Genomic DNA, 16,113 nt, shown 5'->3' with positions numbered 1-16,113 from the left:
AACGGCGATTTTTCGTATGAGGTGCTGCTCTTCTGTGCTAAGTTTTCTGGCGTCGTATTTCATGCGCGCCATGATACCATGTTGTATTGATTATTTCCGCCCCGTTAGTAAATTTTTATAGGTGCCGAAGAGCAACCAGCCAAAAATATCAAAAATACTGAACTTAATATTCTGTTCATAACTTCCTAAAACACTAACGCCGCGCTCACCGGCGGCCTACGCTGTGCACCTTTGTGCGAGAATGGGAGCGGAGCGACCAGCACAAAGGTGCACAGCGTAGGCCGTCCGGTGCAGCGCTTGGTTATAACCTACCCGAACAGTGCCACGTTGATAGAAGGCTTAACGTATACGCGGACACCATAGGGTATTGTCTGCTCAGTGTCATAGCGCGAACCGAAACACTTTGACGCGGCAAACTCCAAATACTCACCAGTAGAATCGAATTTGCGAGCTATACCAGGGCAATCGAAAATCCGCATGGAGAAAACCGGCCTATCAATGCCTATTGATCGCATTTCAAACCAAATATCAGCGTCGTATTGGTAAATAGTTACAGTAAGCTCAATTCCATGTCTCTGGACTACGAACCTATGCCAAATACCGTCGCGCTCCACTTCCGGAAGAACCTCAAGTACGGATAGAACATCTGTCTCATCCCAGACCAGCATTGAATCTCCTTGGGTTGCAGAGTAGCCAGGAGCCGTCACCGACTCCCAGCCCTCTAAGAACCGTACGTGCGGGTTTCCTCGCATACGGCTCAAGCCCCTCAAAGGCTCTGGGTGAACCCGGTGATTTAGCTCGTTATCAATTCCGTCCTGCACCATACGACGCCAAGCAGCGTCCTGCAATATGGTGAGCCGCTTTAGTACATGGACTTTGTTGTAACGCTTTTGCCAAGTCACCTTCGCGATACGCCGCTGCAGCCGATAAACCTGGTAACGGGCTGTCTCGATGGCCATTGCTGGCCTATCGGTCTGGCTCGCCGTTCCCGCTGGGGGCGCACCAGCACTAGAACGCGGCCTGTCCGTTTCCGGGTGCTCCACGTACGCTGTCATTTGCTTTCCCTCACAAAACCGGTTCTCCAGCCTCTCTCGCGATGAGGCACCAGCTGGACGTCTGCTCGCTTTCGCGCCGGGCAAAGTTGGAACCCGTATCCGCGCCATTACAGCACGGCTTTCGCTTCTTCCAGCCTCCTACACCCGCACCGCAATCGGCTCGCCTCGCGACTCGCTTTCCGGTTGCCCGGTACGGTACGGGGTTATCATGTTCCGTATAAATCTCCGGATAGGTTAGGCCCTGTCTGTCCCCCGGTGTAACGGCATCTGCGTGGCGAGACGTTATAAACCAACCAACCTGTCCACGCACCTTTTGGTTAAAGCCTGTCAGCACCTTTGGCTCGCCTGGCTGTCACGAGAGTTACAACAGTTCACATATGTTGACCATACTATCCATTCCTAGCCCCTTACCGCCCTGGTGCTGGTAGAGTTGAGATCCCCTCGCGGTTTTCTCTCCCGGGCAGTGCCCGCAGGTTACATTGTCCCGGCAGCTTCACACCCAGAGATTACTCTCCACGCATGTGCCGGTAGGAAACCGATGGCAGAACATCGGGTTACATCGTTCTGAGAAATGACCTCCTGTGATTTTTCAGGGTGTGTAACAGAAATTTATACGACTTCATGTCGCAAATAACGCTTGCCATAAACCGCGTGGGCCGCCCTGCGGCACACGTCGGTTTGATGGCTTGGTTATGCACTTTTGACCAACCCCGTTGCTACAGCAAATGCCTCAAGTTTTTCGCCTAGCAGATCCGGGTCTTTATAGAATGCCTCATCCAATGCATCCAAATTTGGCTCATCAGAGTGCTTCCTGATAGCTGCCCAGCGCTCGGCTTGATCTTTGGGTACACTAGCTGCCCCCAAAAGCTTCTCTTTGGCTTGGCGTAGTAGCCTGAGAGAATTCGTCGCCCCTAGCCGCACAAGACCAAGCTCAGTATATCGGTAATGCTCGCCAGAGGTGTTATCGAAATACTGAATAAAGCCACCGTTATACACTTCACCGCTGAGAATATTGACGGAGTAATAAAGTTTTTCATTTTCCGTCAATGCAGAAAAACCACCTTCTTGTTTGTAGACTTTGTCTACAAGCTCTCTCCAGAGAGCACGAAACGGACAGGTTTTATCCAATTCACGTTCTCTTTTATAAAACTCCTTAGCTCGCTCGATATTCTTGCGGTTACCGTTTTTGCAAGGCATGCACAAGCCACCAGTGCGTTCAGCAGTACTTCGTAAAATCGCTGCACCGCATTCGGTGCACGGTATCTTTTCACTCATTTCGATGCCTTGATTGCATGACGCTGCCAACACGCGCAGCTTTGTAGTGAAGGCGAAGCCGCAACGAAAAAGCTGTCGCTGTGCTTGGCCTTGTTAAAGGATCAACTGCCCGGCCTGTTGGCGTTATACTCAGTTGGAATGTTCGAAAGAAGGTAGCTTTCCAGTGCGTATGAGAGATAGCCCATACCTTGTTCAAAACCCAACGTGATCACGTAATCCGCATTCTCAAGCTTCCAGTCGTTTGGGCGGTATTCGCCGGGGCCTGATACTCGAACATAATGTCCGAGCCTCGCACCAAGACCATGCCCCTCATATCCCTTCTTGCCTTTGCTGGCACCTGTTCCAATATAGGTGACATCGTCTCCCCGAACGAAAGCGTAGATGCCCTGTCGGTTATGGTTGGGAGCCGCGCCTTTCAAGTGCCAAGGTTCTGACCACTTTGGAGTGGAGCCAAGCTCTTCTGAATTCCAATGGAGCTCAAAAAAGTTGATCGTGAGTTTTTTGAGCCTATCTACTGAGACTGCCATTTGCCAATCCTTTAACAGTTTTATTCACAAGCCACTGGCCCTATATCACTTTGGCTCCTGTTCACCGCTCCCTCTTTTGGGTTTTACCCCGAAAAATCCTATCAAATCAACAAAATAGAGAGGTAACCACCAGATTGAGTGCGATGAAAAACGAGCCTGTGGCTTGTTAATTCGGAATCTGATATGGCTCTTGATCATATTGTGAACCCTTTAAAAGTCAATGGGTTACAAACCGGTTCTCCGTGTTCACGAGCCAGTGGCTCGTGAACGCGGACAATCTGGTGGTTTTTGAGCTTTTATCTTTGTGGGGGAGCATACAAAACCACGGATGAGGGTAGGGCTTGGGCTTTTGAGTTCGGGATCGGTTATCGCTCAAGCTGGTTCATGTGGTGGTAGATCTCGCTCCCAGTGGAGTTGACGCTTTTCGCATGCTCCCGGTGCTCGACCGCATGGGCAGTTTGCACGGGGGGCTCACGGGAGCCGGTTGTGCAGCGGTCAGGCGTCTCTCGGTTCGGCCGGCAGCGTGTGGGCCAGGTGTAGCTCCCGCAGCATGGACTGCTTCTTGGCCTGGTGGGCCTGCATTCGCCGCAGTATGTCGTCCAGCACCCGCACGGCATTGAGCGCGTGCGGGCCCTTGTTGAGCATGACGCACTCGGCCCTGTGCCCCATGGCCGCGTCGGTGATCTCCGCCCGAGACGGCATCCCCTTCCTGGCCAGGCTTTCCAGAACCTGTGTGGCCCAGATCACCGGGACATGGGCGGCCTCGCAGATCCAGAGGATCTCCTCCTGCACCTCGGCCAGGCGCTCGAAGCCGCATTCCACGGCCAGGTCGCCGCGGGCGATCATCACGCCGCAGCAGGGGGGTCTGCATGGCCGTCAGCAGCATGTCCGGCAGGCACTCGAAGCCGCGCCGGGTCTCTATCTTCAGCACCACCGCCGGCAGCCGGCCACCCAGGCGCGCCAGGTGTTGGTGGAGCGACTCGACGTCCCCGGCGCTGTTGGCGAAGGACAGTTGGACCACGTCGGCGTGCCGGGCCACGAACGTCAGATCCTCCAGGTCCCTGGTGGTCAGGGCGGGCAGTTGCAGAGGACTGTCCGGCAGGTTGATCCCCTTGTCGGCGTGCAGTTTGTCTCCCTTCGGGCGGATGTGGGTGATACGAACGAAAACCCGTTTCGCCTCGACCTTCTCTACAACGCCGCCGATCTTGCCGTCGTCGAACCAGACATTGTCCCGGAGCGGACATCGTCGAACACCTCGGGGATGGTGCATCCGATCGAAGCCGGGGTCAGGATCTGCCCGGCGCTGTCGACCACCGCCGGGCGGCCCGGTTCGATGTCGCGGGTCAGGATGAGCGGGTCCCCTTGGCGGAGGGTGATGGCGTTCCGGCGCGGGGGAAGGTCGCCGACGCGGGCTTCCCCGGCGCGGTCGTGGTACAGAGTGGTGCCGGGGACGACGTAGGTCGTCTTGGTCGCCTCCGCCCAGCAGCCGCGGTCGGTGGTGTCGGCGATGGTGAAGATCCGCCTGGCGTCGCGCGCGTCGGTGAGGTTTACAACTTCGTCTGTCCGCAGGCAGCTCAGCCAGGCCGGGGGCAGGGGCAGACAGGCGTCGGCGGTTGACGGGGGAGGGTGAGCGGCCCCTTCGGCGGTCAGCCAGATCCGCGCGGGGGCGGTGACCCGCCCGAATTTGTCGCGGCGGGGTCGAATCCGGACCACTGCCGGGCCCGGCTCGAGCGGCCCGGTGCGCAGCTTGGGGCCGGCCAGGTCCATCACCACCCGGCAGGACCGGCCCAGCGTCCGCTCGGCACGCCGCAAGTGCTCGATCATCTTCAACCAGGTGGCGGCGTCGTCGTGGGCGCAGTTGATGCGCATGCAGTTCATGCCCTGTTTGAGCAGGTCGTGCACCAGGGTGTAATCGCTGCCCGCCTCGGTGGGCATGGTGACCATGATGCGGACGTCGTGGCCCGGGACTGCCGGGCCGAGCAGGGCATCGGTGTGTTCGGCCAACAGCCGCTGCCCGCTGGCGAAATCGACGCACTGTTCCTCCGGTGCCGGCGGCTGCCAGGCGCGACCCGCCAGTTGGTGCAGGGCCTCCAGGACCGCGTCCACCGTGGCGAGGACGTGTGATTCCGCCCGCCCGAGGGACGACAGGCCCAGGGCGGCCAGGCGGAGTTGCAGCGGGCGCAGGTCGTGGCGGCGCAGGGCCAGGTAGTGGAGGAGGTTGCGGGCGCTGTCCCGGTAGTTGGGATGAATCCCCTGCAGTCGCTGCTGCGGCATGGCCGGGCTGGACAACATGTCCGCGCGGATCGCCGTGAGTTCCCGCAGCAGGCCCTCGATGTCCCGGTGATTCCGGTGAATGCGGCTGTCCGTGTTATTCGCGCTCAAAGCCAAGCTCTCCAGAGGACGAACATTCATAGGAAGCTCAGCGCCACCTTTCGATACGGCGCCCGATCGCAGGTCCCGTCCAAGCAGGCTTGCCCCAAATTCGCTTCAAAGGTGAGGTACCGTCAACTATAGCCGGGGCTGGGAGGGTGGAGTCGCGATATGCTTTCCCGGATCTCCCCCAATGACTCTGTCGGTGCCCGCCCATCCTGGTGGGAGGCGCTATCCATGGGAGGTCGACTGTAAGCCGAGCGGAGTGGCCCTATCGGTATGAATGTGACCTTTGGGCCAAAGCAAATTTCATGATTCCTCGGTGAATAGCTTCCGGAACAGGCGCTCTGATTCCTTCAGCCCTTCATCGGTAAGAAGCACAGACTTTGCTTTTCCAACCGGGTTGTGGATAAGGTTTTTCTCGTGAAGCCTTGCCATGGCGTCCCAGTCGAATGACTTCCACGCCCTGCCACCGCCGTGCAGCGTCAAATACATCAAGGCTAATACCGCTTCATCAATTTTGTCTTTGTCGGTTTTCATGGCTTTTGAGACTTACTAATAAGGCGGAAGGGAAGAATACCCCTCTCCCGGGACCGTATGAGGCAGGGATGCCGATTACGAGCGTACAGGGACGTATTCACAGCGTGTCCCGGGAGAGGGGTATTCTTTGCTTCCGACCCGGTAGTATATGGGCACCCCAAGGGACAGAAAATGTAAAAATGCGTAGCGCGCTGAGTAACTTACGCTTAAATAAGAGTTTGAAATATAAAGCCTGGATCGCTATTGGCTCGCCAGCGGCTGAGAAGTCGGTTCGGCGGCGGGCGATAACTGATTTCTAGCTCGCGAGTCGCTTGGCTGGGGCGGGGGCGCCGCGAAGCAGGCCCTCGGTGCTCAGGTCCTCATCCAGGTCTGGCCAATGGATGCCATAGCCTCCGCCGCAGATCTGCCAGTTTGAGCGTTCGGCCCCGGAGGCGTTTGCCAGGCGGGGGTACCATTCAAGCGGCACGGAAATAAGCCGGCCGTCCTTGAGGCCGACGATGAGGTAATCTTCGGAAAAGGCGACGCTCGCGACCCTTTCGTCTGCATCAAGAGCCAAAGTACCCATTCCATGCCTCCAGAAATTCTGATTGATGGGCTTCCACTATTTCCCGTATTCGTCGCTGTACCAAAAGAACCGGTAGGGTCCCTCTCGCAAGACTGTCGGCACACCGCCTCCTTACAGTGTATATCGTTGTCAGCTCAATATAACCATTAGTCGCCCGGAAGCCACAGGTGGTTGGTACCTATGAAAAAGCCCCGCGGAGCGGGGCTTTTAGCAGGTGATCAGGAAGGCTGTTTACCGGTCAAACAGCCACATCCTGAATCTCGGTCGCAGCGATCCGCTTGCCCTCTTCGGCAGATTTCTGGAATTCCTCAATCTGGTCGAAGTTCATGTAGCGGTAGATTTCCGCAGACATGGAGTCCAGGTCCTTCGCATACTCCTGGTACTCGGCCGGGGTGGGAAGCTTGCCGAGGATGGCGCCCACGGAGGCGAGTTCCGCCGAGGTCAGGTAGACGTTGGCACCGTCGCCCAGGCGGTTGGGGAAGTTGCGGGTGGAGGTGGACAGCACGGTGCTGTTCGGGGCCACGCGCGCCTGGTTGCCCATGCACAGGGAGCAGCCGGGCATCTCGGTGCGGGCACCGGCGGCGCCGTAGATGTTGTAGTAGCCTTCCTCCATCAACTGGTGCTCGTCCATCTTGGTGGGAGGGGCTATCCACATGCGGGTGGAGATGCCGCCCTTGTGCTGGGACAGCAGCTTGCCCGCGGCGCGGAAGTGGCCGATGTTGGTCATGCAGGAGCCGAGGAAGACCTCGTCCACCTTGTCGCCGGCCACTTCGGAGAGCAGGCGGGCGTCGTCCGGGTCGTTCGGGGCGCAGACGATCGGCTCTTTCACTTCGGCCAGGTCGATCTCGATTACCGCGGCGTACTCGGCGTCCTTGTCGGCTTCCATCAGTTCCGGATTTTCCAGCCAGGCTTCCATGGCGCGCGCGCGGCGTTCCAGGGTGCGCTTGGAGCCGTAGCCCTCGGCGATCATCCAGCGCAGTAGGGTGATGTTGGAGCGCAGGTATTCGGCAATGGCTTCTTCCGGCAGCTTGATGGTGCAGCCGGCAGCGGAGCGCTCGGCGGAGGCGTCGGACAATTCGAACGCCTGCTCGACGGTCAGCTTGTCCAGGCCCTCGATCTCGAGGATGCGGCCGGAGAAGATGTTCTTCTTGCCTTTCTTCTCCACGGTCAGCAGGCCCTGCTGGATCGCGTAGTAGGGGATGGCGTGTACCAGGTCGCGCAGGGTGATGCCCGGCTGCATTTCGCCCTTGAAGCGCACCAGTACGGATTCCGGCATATCCAGCGGCATCACTCCCGTCGCGGCGGCGAAGGCCACCAGACCGGAGCCGGCCGGGAAGGAGATGCCCATCGGGAAGCGGGTGTGGGAGTCGCCGCCGGTGCCGACGGTGTCGGGCAGCAGCATGCGGTTCAGCCAGCTGTGGATGATGCCGTCACCCGGGCGCAGGGAAACGCCGCCGCGGTTCATGATGAAGTCGGGCAGGGTGTGCTGGGTGTCGATGTCCACCGGCTTGGGGTAGGCGGCGGTGTGGCAGAAGGACTGCATGGTGAGATCCGCGGAGAAGCCCAGGCAGGCCAGGTCTTTCAGTTCGTCGCGGGTCATCGGGCCGGTGGTGTCCTGGGAGCCGACGGTGGTCATCTTCGGCTCGCAGTAGGTGCCGGGGCGCACGCCTTCGACGCCGCAGGCCTTGCCGACCATCTTCTGCGCCAGGGTGTAGCCCTTGCCGGTGTCGGCGGGCTGCTCCGGCTTGCGGAAGAGGTCGGACGGTTCCAGGCCGAGGGATTCGCGGGCCTTGCCGGTGAGGCCGCGGCCGATGATCAGGTTGATGCGGCCGCCGGCCTGCACCTCGTCCAGCAGTACCTGGGATTTCAGTTCGAACTCGCTCAATACTTCGCCGGACTCGGAAAGTATTTTGCCGTCGTAGGGGCGGATCTCGATGATGTCGCCCATGTTCAGGTCGTCCACCGGCGCTTCGAATACCAGCGCACCGGCGTCTTCCATGGTGTTGTAGAAGATGGGTGCCACCTTGCCGCCGATGCAGATGCCGCCGCCTTTCTTGTTCGGCACGCCGGGCAGGTCTTCACCGAAGTACCAGAGTACTGAGTTGGTGGCGGACTTGCGCGAGGAGCCGGTGCCGACCACGTCGCCGACAAAGGCGACCGGCAGGCCCTTGGCCTTCACTTCCTCGATCTGCTTCAGCGGGCCGGTTACGCCGTGTTCTTCCGGCGTGAGGCCGTCGCGGGTCATCTTGTACATGGCCAGCGCGTGGAGGGGGATATCCGGGCGGGACCAGGCATCCGGGGCGGGGGACAGGTCGTCGGTGTTGGTTTCGCCGGTCACCTTGAAGACGGCAACCTTGATGCTTTGCGGCACCTTGTCGCGCTTTGTGAACCACTCGGCGTCGGCCCAGGACTGGATCACGGCCTTGGCGTGGGCGTTGCCGGCCTTGGCTTTCTCTTCCACGTCGTGGAAGGCGTCGAACATCAGCAGGGTGCCTTTCAGCTGCTCTGCGGCCAGTTCGCCCAGTTGGGCGTCGTCCAGCAGTTCAACCAGGGTGGCGATGTTGTAGCCGCCCAGCATCTGGCCGAGCAGTTTGACGGCGTGCTCGCGATCGATCAGCGGGGACTCCGCTTCGCCTTTGACAATGGCGGACAGGAAGCCGGCCTTGACGTAAGCGGCCTCGTCCACACCCGGCGGTACGCGGTGGGTGAGGAGCTCAACCAGTTCCTGTTCCTCGCCGGCGGGGGGTTTCTTCAGCAGTTCTACCAGGCCGGCCACCTGTTCGGCGTCCAGCGGCTTGGGCGGAATACCCTGTTCGGCGCGTTCGGCGACGTGTTTGCGATAGGCTTCAAGCACGGATATGTCCCTCATTGGTGTGTGGGGTGGCACCAACAGCGGATGGAATTCCCGATCGTTTTTTTCTGTGCCGGGATTGGTTGCATTCGTGCCGCTGGAGGCGGGTGGCGAATTCTACAGTAAAGCCCTAGTACTGTTAAGTTTATTGAAAAATCAATAACTTACGCGAATTACCATTATTTGTTTGGTGAATTTTGGTCAATTTGCAGACGGTGACCTTTCCTTCACAATCCAAACAAAATAGTCTACCGGGCAAATTTTTCAGGCCGGTTTAAGCCGGCGCAGACAGCTTGGTTATTCGATGTACAAAAAAGTCCGCACCCCTTGCATAGGCGTCTGCTCCACCGGTATTGGCGACGACGTCTGCCGCGGCTGCAAGCGCTTTGCCCACGAGGTGATCGACTGGAATGCCTACTCCGAGGAGCAGCGGCGCATCATCGCCGAGCGCCGCGAGGGTTACCTGGCCAATGCGGTGCGCAGCCAGTTGGAGATAGTGGACCAAAACCTGTTGCTGGCGCAGCTGCGCCACCAGCAGATCCGTTTCGACGAGGAGCAGAATCCCTACTGCTGGGTATTCGAACTGCTGCGCGCCGGCGCCAGCCAGATCGAGAATCCCGCCCACTACGGCCTGAGGCCGACCCCCCAGGCGCGCGGCGTTTCCCTGGTGGAGCTGCGCAAGCGCATCGACGAGGACTTCTACGCGCTGTCGGTGGCCTACTACCAGCGCTTCGTCGCCCCGGGACTGCAGAAGGCCTGATAACTCCACCCAGCCCGATGTGCTGATTGATCCATCCGGTTCGGGGTGTCCCGATCATCCCGAATGGCGCGGTGCGCCCCGCTTGATCAATCAAGCCAGATCCGTAGGGGCGAACCTTGTGTTCGCCCCTACATAAATTGCCCGCGCTATTCCCTCAAAAACACCCGCAGCGCCGGCAAAAACGGCTCGGTGGACAGCGCCAGATCCCGCCGCTGCCGCCGCCGGCTCTGGCTGGGCTGGTGGTCGACGCGGGTGAAGTCCGGCAGCCGGCCGCTTTCATCCGCCAGCACCAGTACCGGCATGGCCGCATAGCCCACCTGCCGGTAGGTCTCACCGTCGCCATCGCGGAATATCTCCGCCACCTGCAGGTTGGGGCGGCTCTGCACCTGCACCTGGCGCAGTTCCTGGTGCTGGCTTTTGTGCAGGCCGGCCAGCAACTGGCGCTGGTACTGGATGCCCGGATCGGCGCCCTGGGGATCCAGTTGCACCAGCTTCTTCTCACACCACTGCACCGTCACCTTGCGGATCGACTTGCGCGCCTTGATCCAGGAGAGCGCTATGGCATCCGGCCGCTCCGGGCACAGCAGTACCTGGCGATAGCACTGGCGCAGGTGGGCGCGGGGATGGCCGACATTGGCGAGCAGCTCGCGCAGGTTGCGGTCCCGCTCCGGCGCAGGGCGCTCACTTAGCGCGGCCTTGTATTCGGCCACGGCTTTGGCGAAGGCCTCCTTGTCCGTGTTCAACTGCCGGGCCAGGGCGATGGTGCCGGAGGGGACCGCCAGCAGTCCGGGAATCTGCAGCGTGGCGCGGGCGTCGCCGGCGGTGTCGAGTGGGTCGCAGTAGTCCAGTTGCGCGAACAGCGCGCCGGCGAGGGCAAAGGGCTTGTCAAAGTTGCCGCCCAGGCGCTCCGCCGCATCGCGGGCAAAGGGCGGCTGCAGCAGGTAGTGTTGCCAGGGTTTGGGCGAGCCCTGCAGCTGCTCGAGGGATTGGCGCAGGGCCGCGGCGCTGGCGTAGAGCCGCTCCAGCAGGGGCGGGATGGCCGCCGCCAGCTTCCGGTGATCAGTCATTTGTCGGCCTTTCAGTGCAATGGATAGCAAAATATTAATCCACTTAATAAACCGTTATCAATTTACCGTTGAACAGTCGTCGTCAACCTTTTATTGCCAACACCTGGGTAATCAGGGCAGGGGGAGCTACTGCGCCACGGTTTCCCCGCCTACCATTGCCGGCATGAATCGCTCGGAATTCAAAGAGGGACTGCTGCGGGTGATGGAGCGCAAGACGCACTGGGCCTGGCCGGCGTTTACCGGCGGCCAGGTGCCAAAGGAGCTGCTGCATATCCACCTGGAGCAGGAGTACGGCACCTATGTGCGCGACTTCCCGATCATGATGGCGCGCGCCTATATCCAGTGCCCGATCGCCGCGGTGCGCCGGGAACTGGCGGAGAATATCTACGAGGAGGAGACCGGCGGGCTGAGTGGCAGCCGGCCGCACCCGGAGCTGTTCCTCGAGTACCCGCGCGGGCTGGGGATGAATCTGGACCGCTTCAAACACGTCGAGCTGCTGCCGGCGGCAGCGGCGTTTCGCGCGCTGCTGGATGACGCCACTGCAGGCCACGGCTGGGAGGTGGGCGCCGCAGTGACCACCATCTTTCTCGAGGGCACCGAGTACGAGCGCGGCGAACTGGAGCCGGGGCAGCCACGGCGGCCGCAGTTTGCGCCCTCGGAGCATCCGCTGGTCAAACACTACGGCCTGCCGGTGCAGAACCTGGCCCTGAGTCGGGTGCACCACCAGGTGGAGGGCGGGCACCGCAAGGCGGCCTGGCACCTGATGCTGGACTATGTGGATGAGTCGGCGCGCCCGCAGGTGTTGCACTGGATGGGGCTGGTACTGCACGCCTGGCAGAAGTACCGCGATGAGGTGGCCGAGCACTGCGGCCTGGTGCAGAGGAAGACGTAGGTTGGGGTGAGTGAAACGAACCCCAGCCTACACCTGCCAATCCGAACCGGGCGCCGCTATAATCCCGCGCTTTCCGCAATCCAGCCGCAATGCCGATGAACGCCCAAGTCCCCGATCTGTCCGCCATCCACGACTTCCTGCTGTGCCCGACCCCGGATGCCTGGGTACAGGCGGCGCTGGCCGAGCCGGAGCTGATGCTGGTGGACCACGCCAACTGCGAGAAGAAGGCCGCGGGCACGGCGCTGAACCTGATGTTCCGCTACCTGGACAATTTCGAGCTGCTGAACAAGATGTCGCGCCTGGCGCGGGAGGAGCTGCGGCACTTCGAGCAGGTGCTGGCGATCATGCAGAAGCGCGGCATCGACTACCCGCATATCAGCGCCTCGCGCTACGCGGCAGGGCTGCGCGAACAGGTGCGCTCCAACGAACCGGCGCGGCTGGTGGACACATTGATCTGCGGCGCCATTATCGAGGCACGCTCCTGCGAGCGTTTCGCGCGCATAGCCCCGCACCTCGACGAGGAACTGCAGAAGTTCTACCTGTCACTGCTGAAATCGGAGGCGCGCCATTTTCGCGACTACCTGACCCTGGCCCGGAAGGCGGCCGGTGAGGATATCGAGCCACGGGTGCGGCAGCTGCTGGAGGTGGAGCGAGAGCTGGTCGAAGGGAAGGATGGCGACTTCCGTTTTCACAGCGGTGTGCCAAAATAGCGCCTCCGCGGGTTGAAACTGCTTGTAGGAGCCTGCTTGCAGGCGAAGAGGGCAGAGCTCCGCAGCTTTCGCCTGCGAGCAGGCTCCTACAGCGCGAAGTGCGATCAAGTGCGTGGGGCTCAGTCCCGGTCGAGCTTTTTCAGCAGGTCGACGAATTCCTGCAGGTCGTGCGCGCTCTGGTAGTCCACCGTGTACTTGTTGTGAAAGAAAACCGTCAGCTGCACCTTGGCTGAATTGATAAACACCGTGTAGCCGTCAAAGTCCGTGCTCACGGTCAGGCCGCGGTAGCGCCAGCCGTCGCCTTCCTTTACGCCTTCCCTGGTGACCTTGTCGAAGACGCGCAGTGCCTGCTTGACGTCTATCTTGTGTTCCTGTTCCACGATTCCGCCCTCTGCCCCTTGCCGAATCACACTATAGTGTCAGAGGTTACCGGCATTGTCTGCCTGGAGACAATCATGGGCGAGATTCTTCCCGACGCAACCCTGAAACAGCTGTTTACCGACGCGCGAACACACAGTCACTGGCTCGACAGGCCGGTGAGTGATGAGACGCTCCAGCGGCTCTACGACCTGATGAAAATGGGCCCCACCAGCGCCAACTGCTGCCCGGCGCGCATCGTGTTTGTCAAAACGAAAGAGGGCAAGGAGCGGCTGCGCCCGGCCCTGAACGAGGGCAATGTGGACAAGACCATGGCCGCGCCGGTCACCGCGATCATTGCCCACGACCTGAAGTTCTACGAATACCTGCCGAAGTTGTTTCCCCACGCGTCGGCGCGGGACTGGTTCGTGGACAATTCGGAACTGGCGACTGCAACGGCGTTTCGCAACGGCTCCCTGCAGGGCGGCTATTTTATCCTGGCCGCGCGTTCGCTTGGCCTCGACTGCGGCCCCATGTCCGGCTTCGACAACGCCAAAGTGGATCACGAGTTTTTCAGCGAGGAGGGCAGCACATCGGCCTTCCAGCAGGAACACTGCCCGGACAGCCATATCAAATCGAATTTCCTCTGCAACCTCGGCTACGGCGATCCGCAGATGCTGTACCCGCGCAGCCCGCGGTTTGAGTTCGGTGAGGTGTGCAAGATTCTCTGAGTAAAAACCTTGTAATCACGCCGGGTAGTTCTGGGCAACACCGCAGGGCGAACACAAGGTTCGCCCCTACGGATCGGATTAAAGGTGTTTACGAAATCTCGTGCCGGGATTGGAGTAACCACTGGCGCCTTTCATCCACTGAATCGGCCGAGGGCGAACTTTGTGTTCGCCCTCGGCGGGTGTGGGCCCCTGCAAATTAGCCTCATCCTCGCGCAAACCGGACTTGTCGGGTTACACTGTATATTTGAACAGTTTCCCGGAAGATCTCCGATGCGCCTGTTTATTGCCGAAAAGCCCAGCCTGGGGCGCGCCATTGCCGCGGTGCTGCCCAGGCCACACCGCAAGGAAGACGGCTGTATCCGCGCCGCCAACGGCGATGTGGTGAGCTGGTGTATCGGCCACCTGCTGGAGCAGGCGGAGCCGGAGGCCTATGACCCGTCGTACAAGCGCTGGCGCCTGGATGTATTGCCGATAGTGCCGCAGCAGTGGCAGCTGCAGCCTAAAAGCGGCAGCCGCAAACAGCTGGCGCTGCTGCGCAGACTGGTGAAACAGGCCGATCAACTGGTGCATGCCGGTGACCCGGATCGCGAAGGCCAGTTGTTGGTCGACGAGGTGGTCGATTACCTCAAGGTGCCGGCTGCCAAGAAGCTGGCGATGCAGCGCCTGCTGGCCAGCGACCTGAACCCCCAGGCGGTGGCGCGGGCGCTGCAGCAGCTGCGTCCCAACCGGGAATTCGTGCCGCTGTCGGTCTCGGCACTGGCGCGCAGCCGCGCCGACTGGCTGTACGGCATCAACCTGACCCGCGCCTGCACGGTCAAGGGCCAGCAGGGCGGGCTGAAACAGGTCCTGTCCGTGGGGCGGGTGCAAACGCCGGTGCTGGGCCTGGTGGTGCGCCGCGACGAGGAGATAGCGCGCTTCGTCAGCCGGCCCTATTACGAGGTGCGCGCCGCCGTTCATTTGGAGCGGTCGCAGCCGCTGAGTTTTTACGCCCTCTGGCAACCCAGCGAGGCCTGCGCTCCCCACCAGGACGACGAGGGCAGGGTGCTCAATCCGAAGCTGGCCGCCAATGTGGCCAGCCGGATTCGCCAGCAGGCCGCCACCGTCACCGGGGTACAGCGGCAACAGAAGACACAGGCGCCGCCCTTGCCCTACAACCTGTCGGCACTGCAAATCGACGCGGCGAAGGCGTTTGGCCTGAGTGCGAAACAGGTGCTGGACGCCTGCCAGGCGCTGTACGAGAAACACCAGTTGATCACCTACCCGCGCTCCGACTGCCGCTACCTGCCCGCGGACCACTACGCGGAGCGCCAGCAGGTCGGCCGGGCCATCGCCGCTAGCTGCGACGCGCTGCAATCGGTGCACGAGGGTGCCGACTGGTCGCTGCATAGCAAGGCCTGGAACGACGCCAAAGTGGATGCCCACCACGCGATTATTCCCACGGCCAGGCAGGCGTCCTGGGCGCGCCTGGGCAGGGCCGAACAGCAGGTCTACCAGCTGATTGCGCGGCAGTATCTGCTGCAGTTCTATCCGCGCCACCAGTACCTGGATATTCGCATCGAACTGAATATTGCCGGCGGCCGCTTTGTCGCCAAAGAGCGCCGGACCCTTGTCCCCGGCTGGAAGCTGGCCATGCCTGCAACCCCCTCTGAGAAAGAATCCCCGCCGCTGCCCGAGGTGGAAAAGGGGCAGGAATTGTGGAGCGGCGAGCCCGAGGTGGACGAGAAACACACCCAGCCCCCCAAGCCGTTCAGCGATGCCAGCCTGCTGGCCGCGATGACGGGGATCAATCGCTTTGTGCGCGATACACAGCTGAAGAAGATCCTCAAAGACACCGACGGCCTGGGCACCGAGGCCACCCGGGCGGGAATCATCGAGCTGCTGTTCAAGCGCGGTTTTTTGCGGCGCCAGGGCAAAAGCATCCACGCCACCGAGCTGGGCAAGGCCCTGATCCGCGCGCTGCCCGAAAGCACTGCTGTGCCGGATATGACCGCGCAATGGGAGCGACAGCTGAACGACATCAGCCAGCGGCAGCTGGATTATCAGGGCTTTATGCAGCCACTGCAGCAGCAACTGCAGAAGCTGGTGAGCGAGGCCTGCGCGTTGGACAGCCGCGCCTTTGCCGGCATTAAAGCGCCGGCTTCACCTGCCGGGCTCAGACCCGGCAAGAAGGGGGCGGCCGGAAAGCGCTCGGGCAAAAGCCGCTCGGGCAGTGGCACTCGTCGCCGGGCCAGTGGGCGCCGTTCCAAGGCTGAGGTAAGCGAAGCCTGACCGAGCTGTGTGCTTCTGAGCGGCCAAGGGTGAATACAACGAATAGTTGCCGCGGCGTGTTGGGCTTCGCGGAGCTCAGCCCAACCTACAAGATAGGCTTGGTAACCATCAGAAAAACTATGGTGATCACCAGCGGCAGGGCCGC

Annotated in this window: 15 protein-coding genes and 1 pseudogene; 5 read left to right on the top strand and 11 right to left on the bottom strand. The window is 60.9% G+C overall.

Annotation, left to right across the window (positions count from 1 at the left end; all coding sequences use genetic code 11):
- Positions 1 to 308: 308 nt before the first annotated feature.
- The 9 genes and pseudogenes from AC6R19_RS13915 to acnB form a co-directional block, all read right to left on the bottom strand.
- Positions 309 to 959 carry a hypothetical protein gene (locus tag AC6R19_RS13915; protein WP_500580436.1) on the bottom strand — a complete coding sequence of 217 codons (651 nt, stop codon included), beginning with the start codon at positions 957 to 959 and terminating at the stop codon, positions 309 to 311.
- 786 nt (positions 960 to 1,745) lie between these two features.
- Positions 1,746 to 2,330 carry a DMP19 family protein gene (locus AC6R19_RS13910; protein ID WP_500580435.1) on the bottom strand — a complete coding sequence of 195 codons (585 nt, stop codon included), beginning with the start codon at positions 2,328 to 2,330 and terminating at the stop codon, positions 1,746 to 1,748.
- 101 nt (positions 2,331 to 2,431) lie between these two features.
- Positions 2,432 to 2,857, bottom strand: a complete 426-nt coding sequence (locus tag AC6R19_RS13905) for a hypothetical protein (protein WP_500580434.1) — start codon at positions 2,855 to 2,857, stop codon at positions 2,432 to 2,434.
- A gap of 495 nt (positions 2,858 to 3,352) precedes the next feature.
- A complete protein-coding gene (locus tag AC6R19_RS13900) occupies positions 3,353 to 3,703 on the bottom strand; it encodes a pyruvate kinase (protein WP_500580433.1) in 351 nt (116 codons plus the stop codon).
- 88 nt (positions 3,704 to 3,791) lie between these two features.
- Positions 3,792 to 4,127: pseudogene (locus AC6R19_RS13895) on the bottom strand (pyruvate kinase); the annotation flags it as partial.
- Positions 4,046 to 5,239 (bottom strand): pyruvate kinase, encoded by a 1,194-nt coding sequence (locus AC6R19_RS13890; protein ID WP_500580432.1) that lies wholly within the window; start codon positions 5,237 to 5,239, stop codon positions 4,046 to 4,048. The gene AC6R19_RS13890 and the pseudogene AC6R19_RS13895, both read right to left, overlap by 82 nt.
- A 297-nt stretch (positions 5,240 to 5,536) precedes the next feature.
- Complete coding sequence (locus AC6R19_RS13885) at positions 5,537 to 5,767, bottom strand: DUF6429 family protein (protein ID WP_500580431.1); 231 nt, start codon at positions 5,765 to 5,767, stop codon at positions 5,537 to 5,539.
- 295 nt (positions 5,768 to 6,062) lie between these two features.
- Positions 6,063 to 6,332 carry a DUF2442 domain-containing protein gene (locus tag AC6R19_RS13880; RefSeq protein ID WP_500580430.1) on the bottom strand — a complete coding sequence of 90 codons (270 nt, stop codon included), beginning with the start codon at positions 6,330 to 6,332 and terminating at the stop codon, positions 6,063 to 6,065.
- Between the two features lie 238 nt (positions 6,333 to 6,570).
- The gene (gene acnB / locus AC6R19_RS13875; RefSeq protein WP_500580429.1) at positions 6,571 to 9,186 is read right to left on the bottom strand and encodes a bifunctional aconitate hydratase 2/2-methylisocitrate dehydratase; all 2,616 of its coding nucleotides are present in this window, start codon (positions 9,184 to 9,186) and stop codon (positions 6,571 to 6,573) included.
- Between the two features lie 301 nt (positions 9,187 to 9,487).
- Here acnB and AC6R19_RS13870 point away from each other — a divergent pair, with 301 nt between their 5' ends.
- The gene (locus AC6R19_RS13870) at positions 9,488 to 9,943 is read left to right on the top strand and encodes a DUF1289 domain-containing protein (protein ID WP_500580428.1); all 456 of its coding nucleotides are present in this window, start codon (positions 9,488 to 9,490) and stop codon (positions 9,941 to 9,943) included.
- Between the two features lie 146 nt (positions 9,944 to 10,089).
- Here AC6R19_RS13870 and AC6R19_RS13865 read toward each other — a convergent pair whose 3' ends face one another.
- Positions 10,090 to 11,010: a hypothetical protein gene (locus AC6R19_RS13865; RefSeq protein ID WP_500580427.1), complete on the bottom strand. Its 921-nt coding sequence runs from the start codon at positions 11,008 to 11,010 to the stop codon at positions 10,090 to 10,092.
- Between the two features lie 163 nt (positions 11,011 to 11,173).
- On the opposite strand from AC6R19_RS13865, the gene AC6R19_RS13860 reads away from it, so the two are divergent.
- Together AC6R19_RS13860 and AC6R19_RS13855 are read left to right on the top strand one after the other, a co-directional pair.
- On the top strand, positions 11,174 to 11,902 hold the full coding sequence (locus AC6R19_RS13860) for an iron-containing redox enzyme family protein (protein ID WP_500580426.1): 729 nt from the start codon (positions 11,174 to 11,176) through the stop codon (positions 11,900 to 11,902).
- A 95-nt stretch (positions 11,903 to 11,997) separates the two neighbouring features.
- Entirely contained in the window at positions 11,998 to 12,612 is a 615-nt protein-coding gene (locus AC6R19_RS13855; RefSeq protein WP_500580425.1) for a MiaE family protein, read from the top strand.
- Positions 12,613 to 12,731: 119 nt separating this feature from the next.
- Here AC6R19_RS13855 and AC6R19_RS13850 read toward each other — a convergent pair whose 3' ends face one another.
- On the bottom strand, positions 12,732 to 12,992 hold the full coding sequence (locus AC6R19_RS13850) for a DUF3081 family protein (RefSeq protein WP_500580424.1): 261 nt from the start codon (positions 12,990 to 12,992) through the stop codon (positions 12,732 to 12,734).
- Between the two features lie 75 nt (positions 12,993 to 13,067).
- Here AC6R19_RS13850 and AC6R19_RS13845 point away from each other — a divergent pair, with 75 nt between their 5' ends.
- Positions 13,068 to 13,700, top strand: coding sequence for a malonic semialdehyde reductase (locus tag AC6R19_RS13845; RefSeq protein WP_500580423.1), 633 nt, complete (start codon positions 13,068 to 13,070; stop codon positions 13,698 to 13,700).
- Between the two features lie 270 nt (positions 13,701 to 13,970).
- A complete protein-coding gene (locus AC6R19_RS13840; protein WP_500580422.1) occupies positions 13,971 to 15,968 on the top strand; it encodes a DNA topoisomerase III in 1,998 nt (665 codons plus the stop codon).
- Positions 15,969 to 16,113 lie beyond the last annotated feature (145 nt).

This window comes from Microbulbifer sp. SE14 (assembly GCF_059834885.1).
Note: the sequence above shows the minus strand (reverse complement) of the source record. Positions and strands in the feature narration are given on the sequence as shown.

Coding starts and splice junctions, on each gene's coding strand:
- AC6R19_RS13915 (WP_500580436.1), bottom strand. CDS start 959: ATGGCCATCGAGACAGCCCGTTACCAGGTTTATCGGCTGCAGCGGCGT.
- AC6R19_RS13910 (WP_500580435.1), bottom strand. CDS start 2,330: ATGAGTGAAAAGATACCGTGCACCGAATGCGGTGCAGCGATTTTACGA.
- AC6R19_RS13905 (WP_500580434.1), bottom strand. CDS start 2,857: ATGGCAGTCTCAGTAGATAGGCTCAAAAAACTCACGATCAACTTTTTT.
- AC6R19_RS13900 (WP_500580433.1), bottom strand. CDS start 3,703: ATGATCGCCCGCGGCGACCTGGCCGTGGAATGCGGCTTCGAGCGCCTG.
- AC6R19_RS13885 (WP_500580431.1), bottom strand. CDS start 5,767: ATGAAAACCGACAAAGACAAAATTGATGAAGCGGTATTAGCCTTGATG.
- AC6R19_RS13880 (WP_500580430.1), bottom strand. CDS start 6,332: ATGGGTACTTTGGCTCTTGATGCAGACGAAAGGGTCGCGAGCGTCGCC.
- AC6R19_RS13870 (WP_500580428.1), top strand. CDS start 9,488: ATGTACAAAAAAGTCCGCACCCCTTGCATAGGCGTCTGCTCCACCGGT.
- AC6R19_RS13865 (WP_500580427.1), bottom strand. CDS start 11,010: ATGACTGATCACCGGAAGCTGGCGGCGGCCATCCCGCCCCTGCTGGAG.
- AC6R19_RS13860 (WP_500580426.1), top strand. CDS start 11,174: ATGAATCGCTCGGAATTCAAAGAGGGACTGCTGCGGGTGATGGAGCGC.
- AC6R19_RS13855 (WP_500580425.1), top strand. CDS start 11,998: ATGAACGCCCAAGTCCCCGATCTGTCCGCCATCCACGACTTCCTGCTG.
- AC6R19_RS13845 (WP_500580423.1), top strand. CDS start 13,068: ATGGGCGAGATTCTTCCCGACGCAACCCTGAAACAGCTGTTTACCGAC.
- AC6R19_RS13840 (WP_500580422.1), top strand. CDS start 13,971: ATGCGCCTGTTTATTGCCGAAAAGCCCAGCCTGGGGCGCGCCATTGCC.